This is a genomic window from Streptomyces durbertensis, from assembly GCF_014156695.1.
Lineage (GTDB): Bacteria > Actinomycetota > Actinomycetes > Streptomycetales > Streptomycetaceae > Streptomyces > Streptomyces durbertensis.
In genome coordinates, this window is the sequence record NZ_WMLF01000123.1 from 1 (window position 1) to 13137 (window position 13137).

At 72.8% G+C, this 13137-nt stretch carries 12 protein-coding genes and 1 pseudogene; 6 read left to right on the forward strand and 7 right to left on the reverse strand.

Annotated features, from left to right (window positions below):
• From GL263_RS10965 to GL263_RS10995, 7 genes and pseudogenes are all read right to left on the reverse strand, one after another.
• A pseudogene (locus tag GL263_RS10965) lies at nt 1-177 on the reverse strand (sulfate adenylyltransferase subunit CysD); the annotation flags it as partial.
• Nucleotides 174-752 (reverse strand): adenylyl-sulfate kinase, encoded by a 579-nt coding sequence (gene cysC / locus GL263_RS10970; protein ID WP_182855435.1) that lies wholly within the window; start codon nt 750-752, stop codon nt 174-176. The gene cysC and the pseudogene GL263_RS10965, both read right to left, overlap by 4 nt.
• Complete coding sequence (locus GL263_RS10975; protein ID WP_182855436.1) at nt 752-1447, reverse strand: phosphoadenylyl-sulfate reductase; 696 nt, start codon at nt 1445-1447, stop codon at nt 752-754. Before GL263_RS10975 ends, cysC begins: the two co-directional genes overlap by 1 nt.
• A complete protein-coding gene (locus GL263_RS10980) occupies nt 1444-1626 on the reverse strand; it encodes a hypothetical protein (RefSeq protein ID WP_182855437.1) in 183 nt (60 codons plus the stop codon). Before GL263_RS10980 ends, GL263_RS10975 begins: the two co-directional genes overlap by 4 nt.
• Entirely contained in the window at nt 1623-3320 is a 1698-nt protein-coding gene (locus GL263_RS10985; RefSeq protein ID WP_182855438.1) for a nitrite/sulfite reductase, read from the reverse strand. The genes GL263_RS10980 and GL263_RS10985 overlap by 4 nt, the downstream gene beginning before the upstream one ends.
• A gap of 366 nt (nt 3321-3686) precedes the next feature.
• Complete coding sequence (locus GL263_RS10990) at nt 3687-4295, reverse strand: GNAT family N-acetyltransferase (protein ID WP_182855439.1); 609 nt, start codon at nt 4293-4295, stop codon at nt 3687-3689.
• Between the two features lie 64 nt (nt 4296-4359).
• Nucleotides 4360-6036 carry an acyl-CoA dehydrogenase family protein gene (locus GL263_RS10995; RefSeq protein WP_182855440.1) on the reverse strand — a complete coding sequence of 559 codons (1677 nt, stop codon included), beginning with the start codon at nt 6034-6036 and terminating at the stop codon, nt 4360-4362.
• A 76-nt stretch (nt 6037-6112) separates the two neighbouring features.
• On the opposite strand from GL263_RS10995, the gene GL263_RS11000 reads away from it, so the two are divergent.
• The 6 genes from GL263_RS11000 to rsgA all read left to right on the forward strand — a co-directional run bounded on the left by GL263_RS11000 (nt 6113) and on the right by rsgA (nt 13038).
• Nucleotides 6113-7306: a YihY/virulence factor BrkB family protein gene (locus GL263_RS11000; RefSeq protein WP_438947946.1), complete on the forward strand. Its 1194-nt coding sequence runs from the start codon at nt 6113-6115 to the stop codon at nt 7304-7306.
• A 147-nt stretch (nt 7307-7453) separates the two neighbouring features.
• Nucleotides 7454-8536, forward strand: a complete 1083-nt coding sequence (locus tag GL263_RS11005) for a YihY/virulence factor BrkB family protein (protein ID WP_323379343.1) — start codon at nt 7454-7456, stop codon at nt 8534-8536.
• Nucleotides 8537-8567: 31 nt separating this feature from the next.
• On the forward strand, nt 8568-10643 hold the full coding sequence (locus GL263_RS11010; RefSeq protein ID WP_182855442.1) for a SpoIIE family protein phosphatase: 2076 nt from the start codon (nt 8568-8570) through the stop codon (nt 10641-10643).
• Nucleotides 10644-10723: 80 nt separating this feature from the next.
• Nucleotides 10724-11674: a metallophosphoesterase family protein gene (locus GL263_RS11015; protein ID WP_182855443.1), complete on the forward strand. Its 951-nt coding sequence runs from the start codon at nt 10724-10726 to the stop codon at nt 11672-11674.
• Nucleotides 11675-11741: 67 nt separating this feature from the next.
• Nucleotides 11742-11882 carry a hypothetical protein gene (locus GL263_RS11020; RefSeq protein WP_182855444.1) on the forward strand — a complete coding sequence of 47 codons (141 nt, stop codon included), beginning with the start codon at nt 11742-11744 and terminating at the stop codon, nt 11880-11882.
• A 37-nt stretch (nt 11883-11919) separates the two neighbouring features.
• Nucleotides 11920-13038: a ribosome small subunit-dependent GTPase A gene (gene rsgA / locus GL263_RS11025; RefSeq protein WP_182855445.1), complete on the forward strand. Its 1119-nt coding sequence runs from the start codon at nt 11920-11922 to the stop codon at nt 13036-13038.
• The last annotated feature ends 99 nt before the right edge of the window (nt 13039-13137 follow it).

A 13137-nucleotide genomic window follows, 5' to 3' on the forward strand; every position in this document is an offset into this window, starting at 1 on the left:
CAGCGCCAGGTGCAGCATCACGATCGAGTCCTTGCCGCCGGAGAACAGGATCACCGGCCGCTCGAACTCGCCCGCGACCTCCCGGAAGACGTGCACCGCCTCCGACTCCAACGCGTCCAGATGGCTCAGGGCGTACGGGTTGTCCGTCTCCTCGGTGACGGCGGTGGCGGTGCTCACGCGAGTCCCCTCTCGATCAGCAGGGTGTGCAGGGCGGCGGCGGACTCCTCGACGCTCTGCTCGTGGGCGTGGATGCGCAGGTCCGGGTCGGTGGGCGCCTCGTACGGGTCGTCGACGCCGGTCAGACCGGTCAGCTCGCCGGCGGCCTGACGGGCGTACAGGCCCTTCACGTCGCGCTCGGAGCAGACCTCCACCGGGGTCGCGACGTGCACCTCCAGGTAGCCGGTGCCCTCGCGCTGGTGCCGCTTGCGCACGGCCTCCCGCGAGTCCGCGAACGGCGCGATCACCGGAACGAGGGCCTTGACGCCGTTGGAGGCGAGCAGTTCGGCGACAAAGCCGATCCGCTGCACGTTCTGGTGCCGGTCCTCGCGCGAGAAGCCGAGACCGGCGGAGAGGAACTCCCGGATCTCGTCGCCGTCGAGGACCTCCACCCGGTGGCCCTCGGCGCGCAGCCGCTCGGCGAGCGCCCGCGCGATCGTCGTCTTTCCGGCGCTGGGCAGGCCGGTCAGCCATACCGTCGCGCCGCTGGTCACCGCTGTCATCTCCCGCTCCCTGCCGGATGTCGTGTCGGTCATCAGCCGTGCAGTCCGCACTCGGTCTTGCCGCGGCCGGCCCAGCGGCCGGCCCTGGCGTCCTCGCCCGGACGCACCCGGCGGGTGCAGGGCGCGCAGCCGACGGAGGCGTAACCGTCCATCAGCAGCGGGTTGGTCAGCACGCCGTGCTCGCTCACGTAGGCGTCCACGTCCTGTTGGGTCCAGCGGGCGATGGGGGAGACCTTGACCTTGCCGCGCCCCTCGTCCCAACCGACGACCGGGGTGTTCGCCCGGGTCGGGGACTCGTCGCGGCGCAGGCCCGTCGCCCACGCGGTGTAGCCGGCCAGACCGTCCCTCAGCGGGGCGACCTTGCGCAGCGCGCAGCACAGGTCCGGGTCGCGGTCGTGCAGCTTCGGGCCGTACTCGGCGTCCTGCTCGGCGACCGTCTGACGCGGGGTCAGCGTGATGACGTTGACGTCCATCACGGCGGCGACCGCGTCCCGGGTGCCGATCGTCTCCGGGAAGTGGTAGCCGGTGTCCAGGAAGACGACGTCCACGCCGGGGAACGCGCGCGAGGCCAGATGGGCCACCACGGCGTCCTCCATCGAGGAGGTCACGCAGAACTCCTTGCCGAAGGTCTCGGCCGCCCAGCGCAGGATCTCCAGCGCAGGGGCGTCCTCCAGCTCGCGGCCCGCCCGCTCGGCGAGCGCCCGCGGGTCCGTGCCGTCGGTGCTCATCGGCTCTCCCCCCTGTGCTGGCCGGTGTTCCGGAAGCCCGCCGCGAGCAGGCCGAGGAACTTCAGCTGGAACGCGCGGTTGCAGTCGGCGCATTCCCAGGCGCCGTGGCCCTGTTCGGAGGGGCGCAGGTCCTCCTCGCCGCAGTACGGGCAGTAGTAGGGTGCGGCTCGCTCGCTCACTTCAGGGCCCCCTCGTCGGCGCGGGCCACCCACTGCGCGAACCGCTCGCCGTCCTCACGCTGGTCCAGGAAGTTGCGCAGCACCCGCTCGACGTAGTCGGTCAGGCCGGCGGAGGTGACCTTCAGGCCGCGGACCTTGCGGCCGAAGCCCGCCTGGAGGCCCAGCGAGCCGCCCAGGTGCACCTGGAAGCCCTCGACCTGCTCGCCGTTCTCGTCGACGACCAGCTGGCCCTTGAGGCCGATGTCGGCGACCTGGATGCGGGCGCAGGAGTTGGGGCAGCCGTTGATGTTGATCGTCAGCGGTTCGTCGAACTCCGGCAGGCGGCGCTCCAGTTCCTCGATGAGGGACTGGCCGCGGCCCTTGGTCTCGACGATCGCCAGCTTGCAGAACTCGATGCCGGTGCAGGCCATCGTGCCGCGCCGGAACGGCGACGGCTCGGTGGCCAGGCCGAGCGCGGCAAGCCCCTCGCGCAGCGGGCCGACCTGCTCCTCGGGCACGTCGAGCACGATCATCTTCTGCTCGGCGGTGGTGCGGACCCGGCCGGAGCCGTGCGCCTCCGCGAGGTCGGCGATCTTGGTGAGCGTGGCGCCGTCCACCCGGCCGACGCGCGGGGCGAAGCCGACGTAGAAGCGGCCGTCCTTCTGCCGGTGCACGCCGACGTGGTCCCGCCAGCGCTCGACCGGGTCCTTCGGAGCCGGGCCGTCCAGCAGAGGGCGCTTCAGGTACTCCTCCTCCAGCACCCGGCGGAACTCCGCGGCGCCCCAGTCGGCGACGAGGAACTTGATCCGGGCGCGGGTCCGCAGCCGGCGGTAGCCGTAGTCGCGGAAGATCGAGATGATCCCCTCGTAGACGTCCGGGACCTCCTCCAGCGGCACCCAGGTGCCCAGCCGCACACCGATCTTCGGGTTGGTGGACAGGCCGCCACCGACCCACACGTCGAAGCCGGGCCCGTGCTCGGGGTGCTCCACGCCGACAAACGCCACGTCGTTGATCTCGTGGGCGACGTCCAGCAGTGGGGAACCCGAGATCGCGGACTTGAACTTGCGGGGGAGGTTGGAGAACGCCGGGTTGCCGACCACCCGGCGGTGGATCTCGTCGATCGCCCAGGTGCCGTCGATGATCTCGTCCTCGGCGATGCCCGCGACGGGGGAGCCGAGGATGACCCGCGGGGTGTCGCCGCAGGCCTCGGTCGTCGACAGTCCGACGGCCTCCAGGCGGTGCCAGATCTCCGGCACGTCCTCGATGCGGATCCAGTGGTACTGGACGTTCTGCCGGTCGGTGATGTCGGCGGTGCCGCGCGCGAACTCCTCGGAGATCTCGCCGACGACGCGCAGCTGCTCGGTGCTCAGCCGGCCGCCGTCGATGCGCACGCGCAGCATGAAGTACTTGTCGTCCAGCTCCTCCGGCTCCAGGACGGCCGTCTTGCCGCCGTCGATGCCGGGCTTGCGCTGGGTGTACAGGCCCCACCAGCGCATCCGTCCGCGCAGGTCGGCGCCGTCGATGGCGTCGAAGCCGCGGTGCGCGTAGATCGTCTCAATGCGTGTCCGCACGTTGAGACCGTCGTCGTCCTTCTTGGTCTGCTCGTTCGCGTTGAGCGGTGTCAGGTGCCCCTTGGCCCACTGCCCCTCGCCCCGGTGGCGGCTGGCCTTGCGGCGGGCTGGGGTGGCAGCGGTCGGCTTGGCGTTGTCGGCCATTGCGGTATGTCCTTCGGGCTGACGAGAGCGGCTCTGACCTGCCGCTTCGGGCACAGGGGTGCTCACGGCAGAGACTGGGGTGGAGTCAGGGAGTGAAGCGCCCGCGGCGGTGGGGGCGGTTCGAGAGGTGCGGCGCTGAGACTGTCAGCCCGCTCAACACATGGCGCTGGACATGCGGCCGAGGTCGACGTGCCGCCGACAGACCAAGGCAATTCCAGCTCGAGACATGACGGAAGACTCGCACGGCGATTTGGATTCAGTCCAGCTTTATCCACGATGTGGACGCGTGCGTCTTGCTGGCTGAGACGCTGTGTGGTGGGTCACACCACGGGGCACGCCGGGGGCCCGCTGCGGGTCACACGGCGGTCACGCCTGGGGGAACGCTCCAGGCCAGGGGCCGGGCGTCGGAACGTCCGGCTCCGGTTCGGTCCGGGTGTCGAAGACCCGGAAGCCGCGCCGCTCGTAGTTGGCGAGCGCGTGCGGCCCGTCCTTGCTGCACGTGTGCAGCCACACCCGGCGCGTCGCCGGAAGTCCCGGCCAGCGGTCGGCGAGGTCCCACGCGCGGGCGGTGCCGTGGGTGAGCAGGGCGCCGCCGAGCCCCCGGCCGCGGAACGCGGGCAGCAGGCCGAAGTAGCTGATCTCCACCACGCCGTCCGACTGGGCGTCCAGCTCGATGTACCCGGCCGGGGTGTCCGCCACGTACGTCACCCAGGTCTCCGTGCCCGGGCGCTCCAGGAACTCGCTCCACCGGGCGTGGCTCCAGCTCAGCCGGTCGGTCCAGGTGAGGTCGCCGCCGACCGCCGTGTAGAGGAACCTGCTGAACTCCGGAGACGGCACCGCCGCCCGGGCGATCCGCACCTGTGCGGCGTCGGACCCGCTGTCCGAGTCGTGGACACCGGTCCGAGGCGCGGACGGAACCAGCTGGTCCGGCGAGGTCTGCTCGAGGGACCAGGTGGTGACGGCGATCGTGCTCATACGGCAGATCCTCGCAGACCCGCCGGGCAACGCGCCGGCGGGTCTGCGTCAGGAGCCGGTCGGGTCAGCGGGCGACGGGCCGGGCCCGCTCGGCGACGGCGGCCAGGTCGAGCCCCGTGGGCAGCGTGCCGAAGGCATGCCCCCACTCGCCGCCCAGCCGCGAGGCGCAGAACGCGTCCGCCACCTCCGGCGGCGCGTACCGCACCAGCAGCGAACCCTGGAGCAGCAGCGCCATGCGCTCCACCAGCCGGCGCGCGCCCGCCTCCGCGCCGGCCAGGTCGGCCAGCTCCGTCAGCAGCTCCTTGAGCGCCGCGTCCAGCCGGTGGTCGGCGCCGCGCACCGCGCCCACCTCCGTCAGGAAGGCGTCGAGCACCCGCGGCGAGCGGCCGAGCGCGCGCAGCACGTCCAGTGCCTGCACGTTGCCCGAGCCCTCCCAGATCGAGTTGAGCGGCGACTCCCGCAGCAGCCGCGGCATGCCGGACTCCTCCACGTAGCCGTTGCCGCCCAGGCACTCCAGGGCCTCCGCCGTCACCGGGGTGCAGCGCTTGGTGACCCAGTACTTGGCGGCCGGCACCGCCAGTCGCAGCAGCTGGGCCTCCCGCTCGTCGCCGTCCGCCGCCGCGTCCGCCGCCGACGCCAGCCGCAGCGCCAGCCACATCGCGGCCTCCGACTCCAGCGCCAGGTCGGCGAGGACGTTCCGCATCAGCGGCTTGTCCAGCAGCGGGCCGCCGAACGCGCTCCGGTACGCCGCGTGGTGTGCCGCCTGGGCGACGGCCTGCCGCATGAGCGACGCAGAGCCCGTCACGCAGTCCAGCCGGGTCGCCGCGACCATCTCGATGATGGTCCGCACCCCGCGGCCCTCCTCGCCGACCCGCCAGGCCAGCGTCGTGCCGTCGAACTCGACCTCGCTGGAGGCGTTGGACCGGTTGCCCAGCTTCTCCTTCAGCCGCTGGAGGCGGAAGGTGTTGCGTCCGCCGTCCGGCAGCACCCTGGGCAGCAGGAAGCAGGTCAGCCCGCCGGGGCCGTCTCCGCCCTCGGCCTGCGCGAGCACCAGGAAGACGTCCGACATGGGCGCCGAGCAGAACCACTTGTGGCCGGTGAGCGCGTACACGCCGGGCTCGGCGGTGGCGACCGCGCGGGTGGTGTTGGCCCGCACGTCGGAGCCGCCCTGCTTCTCGGTCATGCCCATGCCCGCCAGCGCGCCCGCCTTCGTGCCGGCCTCCCGCAGTCCCGGCTCGTAGACCCGGGACGTCAGCCGGGGCACCCACGTCGCCGCCAGCTCCGGCTCCGCGCGCAGCGCCGGCACCGCGGCGTGGGTCATCGACAGCGGGCAGCCGTGGCCGGCCTCCGCCTGCGTCCACACGTAGAACCCGGCGGTGCGGCGGAACTGGCCGTCCGGCCGCGACCAGGCGTCGGTCAGCCCGCCGGCGACCGCCCGGTCCAGCAGCCGGTGCCAGTCCGGGTGGAAGTCGACCTCGTCGATCCGGTTGCCGTACCGGTCGTGGGTGCGCAGCACGGGCGGGTACGCGTCGGCCCGCACGCCCCACTCCCGTACCTCGGCGGAGCCGGCGTCCCGGCCCAGCGCGGAGAGCTCCTCGGCCGGCCCGGGTTCACCCGGCGGCGCCTCGCCCCGCCCCCCGAACACGGCGACGGCGTCGGTGAGCGCGGCGTCCGTGGCGTAGACGTCGTAGTCGGCGAGCGGCGGGGCCTGGTTGGTCACGGTGTGCGTCGACGATGACATGCGCACACGGTAGAGCGCGCCCGCCCGTGCGTCACCCGTGCACGGACAGTGCCCGGCGCCGGATACGTTAAAGGGTGTGCACGCAGCGACCACACCCCCCGACGAACCGTCCGAGCAGCAGCCCCGGACGAGTCCGCGCTATCGGGACATCCCCAAACGGCGGCTGGTGTGGCTCCTGCTCAAGGACACCGTCAACTCCTGCATCGAGTACCGCATCCTCGGGCTCGCCGCCGAGGCGGCGTTCTTCACCCTGCTGTCCCTGCCGCCGCTGCTGCTGGGCCTGATCGGCCTGCTGGGCTACCTGGACGTGTGGATCGGCACCGACACCATCGCCAGCGTCCGGGAGAACATCCTGGAGGCCTCGGCCGCCGTCCTGTCCGAACGCAGCGTCAACGACATCGCGGAACCGCTCATCGACGACGTCATCCGCGGCGGCCGTCCCGACCTCATCTCGTTCGGCTTCGTGCTCGCCCTGTGGTCCGGCTCCCGCGCCGTCAACGTCTTCATCGACACCATCACCGTGATGTACGGCCTGGACGGGCACCGCGGCATCGTCAAGACCCGCCTGCTGGCCTTCCTGCTGTACGTCATCGCGCTGCTGATGGGCGCCGTGGCGCTGCCGCTGATGGTGATCGGCCCGGACGTGATGATCAGCTGGGTGCCGCAACTGGAGTGGGTCGTCTCGGTCTTCTACTGGCCGGTCGTGCTGCTGCTGTCGATCGTCTTCCTGACCACCCTGTTCCACGTGTCCGTCCCGGTGCGCTCGCCGTGGCGGGAGGACGTGCCCGGGGCGCTGGTGGCGCTGCTGATGTGGGTCGGCGGCAGCTTCCTGCTGCGGCTCTACCTCACCAACACGGTCGAGGGCCCCACCATCTACGGCTCGCTCGCCGCGCCCGTGGCGATCCTGCTGTGGATCTTCATCTCGGCCTTCGCGGTACTCGTCGGCGCGGCCGTCAACGCGGCCATCGACCGGGTCTGGCCGTCCGTCGCCACCGCCGCCGCCCGCAGCGCCACCGAACGGCAGAAGGAGGCGGAGGCGGCCGAGATGGTCGCCGCCGCCAAGGCCCGCCGCGAGCAGGAGGAACGCGACCGCCGGGAGGCCGCCGACGACGCCGACACCGACGAGGACGCCGACGACGAGGGCGAGGACGACGACTGGGGCAGCGCCCGCTGGCAGGGCGAGGAGCCGCCGGAGTTCCCCGAGCGGTGGGCGCGCTTCCTGCCGCCGGACGACGTGCGCGGCCGTCTCAAGGGGCCCCACAAGGACTGACCGGCCCGCGCCCGCGCCGCCCGGGCGACGTGCCCGCGCCCGCGCTGATGCCTGGCCGTTACACCAGACCGTTAGGTTGACCTGGTGGAGTCAGCGACGGGGACGCCGGAGGAACGGCCGGCGAGTGGGCGAGCGGTGTACCGGAACGTGCCCAAACGGAAGCTGGCCTACCTGCTGTCGAAGGACACCTACCGGTCCTGCGTCGAGTACCGGGTCGTCGGCATGTCCGCCGAGGCCGCCTTCTTCACGATGCTCTCCCTGCCGGCCCTGCTGCTCGGCCTGGTCGGGCTGCTCGGCGCGGTGGACTCGGTGGCCGGCACCGCCGTCCTGCACAGCGTGCGCCGCCGCATCCTGGACGCCTCCGCCCTGCTGCTGTCCGAACGCGGCGTCGACGAACTGGTCACCCCGCTCGTCGACGACCTGGTCTCCGGCGCCAGACCCGCGGTGCTCTCCTTCGGCTTCGTCTTCGCGCTCTGGTCCGGATCCCGTGCCATGAACGTCTTCATCGGCACCATCACCGTCATGTACGGCCTGGACGGCTACCGCAACCCGGTAGCCACCCGGCTCCTCGCCTTCGGGCTCTACGCCGCCGGACTGCTCGTGGGCGCGCTGGTGGTGCCGATGACCCTCGTCGGACCCCGGCTGGCGGTCGCCCGCTGGCCCGAGCTGTCCGGAGTGATCGCGGTTGTCTACTGGCCGCTTGTCCTGCTGCTCGCCGTCTCCTTCCTGGCCACGCTGTACCACGTGTCGGTGCCGGTGCGCTCGCCGTGGCGGGAGGACGTGCCGGGCGCGCTGGTGTGCCTGCTGCTGTGGACGCTGTGCGCCGTCGCACTCAAGGCGTACCTGCGGAGCGCGGTCGAGGGCCAGAGCATCTACGGCTCGCTCGCCGCCCCGGTCGCGGTCCTGCTGTGGCTGGGCATGTCGGCCTTCGCCGTGCTTGTCGGCGCGGCCGTCAACGCCGCCGTCGACCGCGTCTGGCCGGCCGCCACCACGGCCGCCGCCCGCGCCAGGAACGAACGGGCCAGGGAGGAGGCGGCACGGGCCATGGTGGCCGCCGTCGTCGAGCGGCGCTCCCGAGCCGAGGCCGCCGGGCTCGACGCCGAGCAGGACGCCCGGGACTTCGAGCTGACCCGCCGGCTCAGGCGGCTGATGGAGACGCCGGAGGTCCGCGCCCAGCTCGACCGGTTGCGGGACACCACTCGAAGAATCGGACGAAGGATGACAGAGTAGGGGTGATCGCCTGCCACAGCGGGGGTTCCCGATGGACACACAGGGAGTGGTCTCCACCACGGTGACAGCACCGGCCGGCTGGCCCGCCAGCCCCGAGGACGCGCTCGCCCTGAACCGGCTGGGCACCTTCGACTGGGACCTCGACCAGGCCCTGATGTACATGGACGCCACCGCCCTGGCGCTGATGGACACCCGTCCCGACGAGTACGACCTCCGCCCGACCTCGCTGACCGGCCGCGTCCCGCGCGCCGAGGCCGCCCGGCTGGACCTGGTGGTCTCCCAGGCGCTCAAGGGCGGACGCGAGGGGTACGCCACCCGCTTCCGCGTCCGCTGCCGGGACGGCCGGGAGAGGATCGTGCACACCCAGGCCCGGATCCTGCGCACCCCGCAGGGCCGACCGAACCGGATCATCGGCATCCTGAGGGACGTCACCGGCGACAGCGAGCTGCCACTCGACCGGCTCACCCTGGACGCCGAGCAGCGCGAGAGCTCCGTCGTGGAGGAGACCACCGCCGCCCTCGCCCACGCCCGCAGCGTGCGCGACGTCCTGGACGTGCTGGAGAGCCCGCTGGGACTCGGCAAGCTCGGCGCCGTGAGCATCATGCTCGGACTCGTCGAGGCCGGCCACATCCAGCTCCTCGCCGAAGGCCGGACCAGCGCCTACGTCCCGGAACTGGAGTACACCAGGGTCGACGCGGACTTCCCGATGAGCGAGGCCGTCCGCACGATGAAGCCGCTGTTCATCCTCTCCCGGAAGGACTTCGCCCGCCGCTACCCCAAGCTGTGGCCCTACATCCAGCCGTTGGAGGCCAGCGCCGCCGCCTACCTGCCGCTGGTCGCGCAGGGCAAGGTCATCGGCGCGATGGGCCTGCTCTACCGCGACAAGCACCACTTCACCCACCAGGAGCGCACCCTGCTCACCGCGATGACCAGCAGCATCGCGCAGGGCCTGCAGCGCGCCCAGCTCTTCGACCAGGGGCTGGAGCTGGCCGAGAACCTCCAGCGGTTCATGCTGCCGCACACCATCCCGCACCTCCAGGGCGTGCGCACCGCCGTCAGCTACCGGCCGGCCCGCGAGGTGAGGGACATCGGCGGCGACTGGTACGACGTCATCCCCCTCCCCGGCGGCCGGGTCGCCTGCGTCATCGGCGACGTCCAGGGGCACGACACCCACGCCGCCGCCGTGATGGGCCAGCTGCGCATCGTGCTGCGCGCCTACGCCACCGAGGGCCACACCGCCTCCACGGTGATGGCCCGCGCCTCCACCTTCCTCGCCGACCTGGACACCGACCGGTTCGCCACCTGCCTCTACGCCGAGATGGACCCCTCCACCGGCTGGCTGCGCATGGTCCGCGCCGGCCACCTCGACCCGCTGCTGATCCGCGCCGACGGCAGCTGCCGGGTCCTGCCCGTGATGGGCTCCCTCCCGCTCGGCCTGCTCCACCTCGGCCCGCTCGACTACCGCGAGACCGCGCTGGAACTGGAGATCGGCGAGACGCTGCTGATGTTCACCGACGGACTCGTCGAGCGGCCCGGCAGCGACCTGGAGGAGTCCGTCGAGAAGCTGGCACAGGCGGTGCCGCAGGGCCCGCTCCACGACCTGGACCGGCTCGCCGACTGGCTGACCGAGGCACCCTCGGAGGTGTCGGGCGCCGACGACGTCGCCCTGCTGCTCGTCCGCCGGGACCAGACCGCCGCCCCGCAACTGGGCCGCCGCCTCCACCAGTACATCGCGCCCGGCGACCTGCAGGCGCTCGGCGGCGTCCGCCAGATGGTCCGGGCCGCCACCCGCGCCTGGCGCGCCGACCGGCACATCGACGACATCGCCCTGGCGGCCCACGAACTCGCCGCCAACGCCCTCGTCCACACCGACGGCGGCGTCACCGTCACCGTCCGGCTGCTCGGCGGCCCCGAACGCCGGCTGCGCATCGAGGTCACCGACCGCTCCACCGACCACCCCGAGATGCGCGACGCCGACGACTGGCACCGCACCGGACGGGGACTGATGCTCGTCGACCGGCTCGCCGACCTGTGGGGCGTGGAGTCGCGCGGCGCCGGCAAGTGCGTGTGGTGCGAGTTCCTCAGCCCCGGCGCGCACGCCAGCTGAGCCGAAGGCCCGTTGTCCCGGCCGGTGCCGACCGGCCGGAAGCCGCCCTTCCGGCCGATCACCACCGGTAGGCTCGCCGCATGCGGGCAGACGAGGGGACCACCACGGGCCGCGCCGCCACACCGGGCGCCTCCGGCTACGAACTCCGGGGCGACGTCCCCGCGTCGCCGGCCGGAAGCGTCGGCCGCGGACGGCTTGCCGCCGTCAGCGACCTGCACATCCGCTACCCGGAGAACCGCAAGATCACCGACGCGCTGCGTGCGGAGGACCCACACGACTGGCTGCTCGTCGCCGGCGACGTCGCCGAGCGGGCCGACGACGTCGAGTGGGCGCTGGGCACCCTCGCCGAGCGCTTCGCCAAGGTCGTCTGGGTGCCGGGGAACCACGAGCTGTGGACCGTCAACGACGACCCGGTGCGGCTGCGCGGCGAGGAGCGCTACCGCCATCTGGTGGAGATCTGCCGGGGGTTGGGCGTCGTCACCCCCGAGGACGACTACCCCCTCTTCGAGGGAGCGGGCGGACCCGCGATCATCGCCCCGCTCTTCACCCTCTACGACTACACCTTCCGGCCCGCCGGCACCCACACCACGGCCGAGGCGCTCGCCCGCGCCGAGAAGGCCGGAGTCGTGTGCACCGACGAGTTCATGCTGCACCCGGACCCCCACCCCGGCCGGGACGCGTGGTGCCGGGAACGACTGCGGTACACCGAGCGGCGCCTGGACGCCCTGCCGCCCGACCTGCCGACCGTCCTGGTCAACCACCACCCGCTGGTCCGCCGCCCCACCGACGTGCTGCGCTACCCGGAGTTCGCGCTGTGGTGCGGCACCGAGGCGACCGCCGACTGGCCGCGCAGATACCGGGCCGCCAGCGTCGTCTACGGCCACCTGCACATCCCCCGGCTGCTGTGGCACGACGGGGTGCCCCACCAGGAGGTCTCCCTGGGCTACCCGCGCGAATGGCGGCAGCGCCCGCACGCGGTCCCCGGCCGGCCGGTGCAGATCCTGCCGGCCCCGCAGGCCCCGGCGGAGTGAGCCGGGCCGGCCGCCGGCCGGTCGGAAAACCCCTCGCCGTCGACGGCGGGAAGGTCTAGTGTCCACGGTGGCACGGGAGAGGCCCGGGCACCGGCGCGCCGCGGCGCGCACCGGACAGAGGCGGGAGGTGAGGACGATGACCGTCTTCCACACCAGCGCGCACAGCGCCATCGGACACCTCGACCACCTCCAGGCGGCCGCCGACTGACGTCCCGTCGGGGCCGCCCCACCGAAGGGCCACCCCCTTGCCTCACCAGGCTCATCAGCCTCACGACAGCACTTCCGCGCACCCGCTCAGCGACTACGGCTGGGACGACGGGTTCGCGGCCGACTTCCACCACCACGCCGCACAGGGCCTGCTTCCCGGGCGGGTCGTCCGCGTCGACCGCGGACGCCTCGACGCGGTCGTCGCCGCGGCCGACGGCGTCACGACCGTGCTCGCCGACACCGCCCCGGTCGCGACCGGCGACCCCATGCGGGTGCCCTGCACCGGCGACTGGGTCGCCCTGGACACGGCCTCGCCGGGCGGCCCCTACGTACGTGCGGTGCTGCCGCGCCGCACGTCGTTCACCCGCTCGACCTCGTCCAAGCGTTCCGAGGGGCAGGTGCTCGCGGTCAATGTCGACCACAGCGTGGTCTGCGTCTCCCTCTCCTCCGAACCCGACCTCGCCAGGGTCGAACGCTTCGTCTCCCTCGCCTGGGCCAGCGGAAGCGTCCCCCTGCTGGTCCTCACCAAGCTGGACCTGGCGCCCGACCACACCCATCTGACCGCCGACATCCGGTCGGTGGCGCCGGGCGTGGACGTGCTCCCCGTCAGCGCCTCCACGGGGGAGGGCATCGCGGAACTCCGCGCCCGGCTGAGCCACGGCACAAGTGTGCTGCTCGGCCGGTCCGGGGCCGGGAAGTCCACCCTCGCCAACGCCCTGCTCGGCCGCGACACCATGAGCGTGCAATCCGTCCGGGACCGCGACGACAAGGGACGGCACACCACGACGACCCGCGAACTGCACCGCCTGCCCGACGGCGGAGTCCTCATCGACACACCGGGCCTGCGCGGCGTCGGGCTGTGGGACGCGGGGGAGGGCATCGACCGCGCCTTCGCCGAGATCGAGGAACTGGCCACCCGCTGCCGCTTCCCCGACTGCGGACACCGGAGCGAGCCCGGCTGCGCGGTGCTCGCCGCGCTCGCCGACGGCGACCTGTCCACACGGCGCTGGGAGAGCTACCTCAAGCTGCGCCGGGAGAACGAGCGCCTGGCCGCCCGCACGGACGCCCGGATCCGCGCCGAGCAGCGCAAGGAGTGGAAGCGCCGGGACGCCGAGGCGCGCGCCGGTATGGCGCGCAAGCGCGGGCTCCTGCGGTAGCCCGTCCTGTTGATCCTGTCTCGCCCGTCCGGGGGAGACAGGATCAACACAACGGCCGATGCCCGACCGCTTCCCGGCCGCGACCCTGGACACATGACG

Excerpts from the sequence above, each read along its gene's own strand:
- cysC (WP_182855435.1), bottom strand. The coding sequence starts at position 752 with ATGACCGACACGACATCCGGCAGGGAGCGGGAGATGACAGCGGTGACC.
- GL263_RS10975 (WP_182855436.1), bottom strand. The coding sequence starts at position 1,447 with ATGAGCACCGACGGCACGGACCCGCGGGCGCTCGCCGAGCGGGCGGGC.
- GL263_RS10985 (WP_182855438.1), bottom strand. The coding sequence starts at position 3,320 with ATGGCCGACAACGCCAAGCCGACCGCTGCCACCCCAGCCCGCCGCAAG.
- GL263_RS10990 (WP_182855439.1), bottom strand. The coding sequence starts at position 4,295 with ATGAGCACGATCGCCGTCACCACCTGGTCCCTCGAGCAGACCTCGCCG.
- GL263_RS10995 (WP_182855440.1), bottom strand. The coding sequence starts at position 6,036 with ATGTCATCGTCGACGCACACCGTGACCAACCAGGCCCCGCCGCTCGCC.
- GL263_RS11010 (WP_182855442.1), top strand. The coding sequence starts at position 8,568 with ATGGACACACAGGGAGTGGTCTCCACCACGGTGACAGCACCGGCCGGC.
- GL263_RS11015 (WP_182855443.1), top strand. The coding sequence starts at position 10,724 with ATGCGGGCAGACGAGGGGACCACCACGGGCCGCGCCGCCACACCGGGC.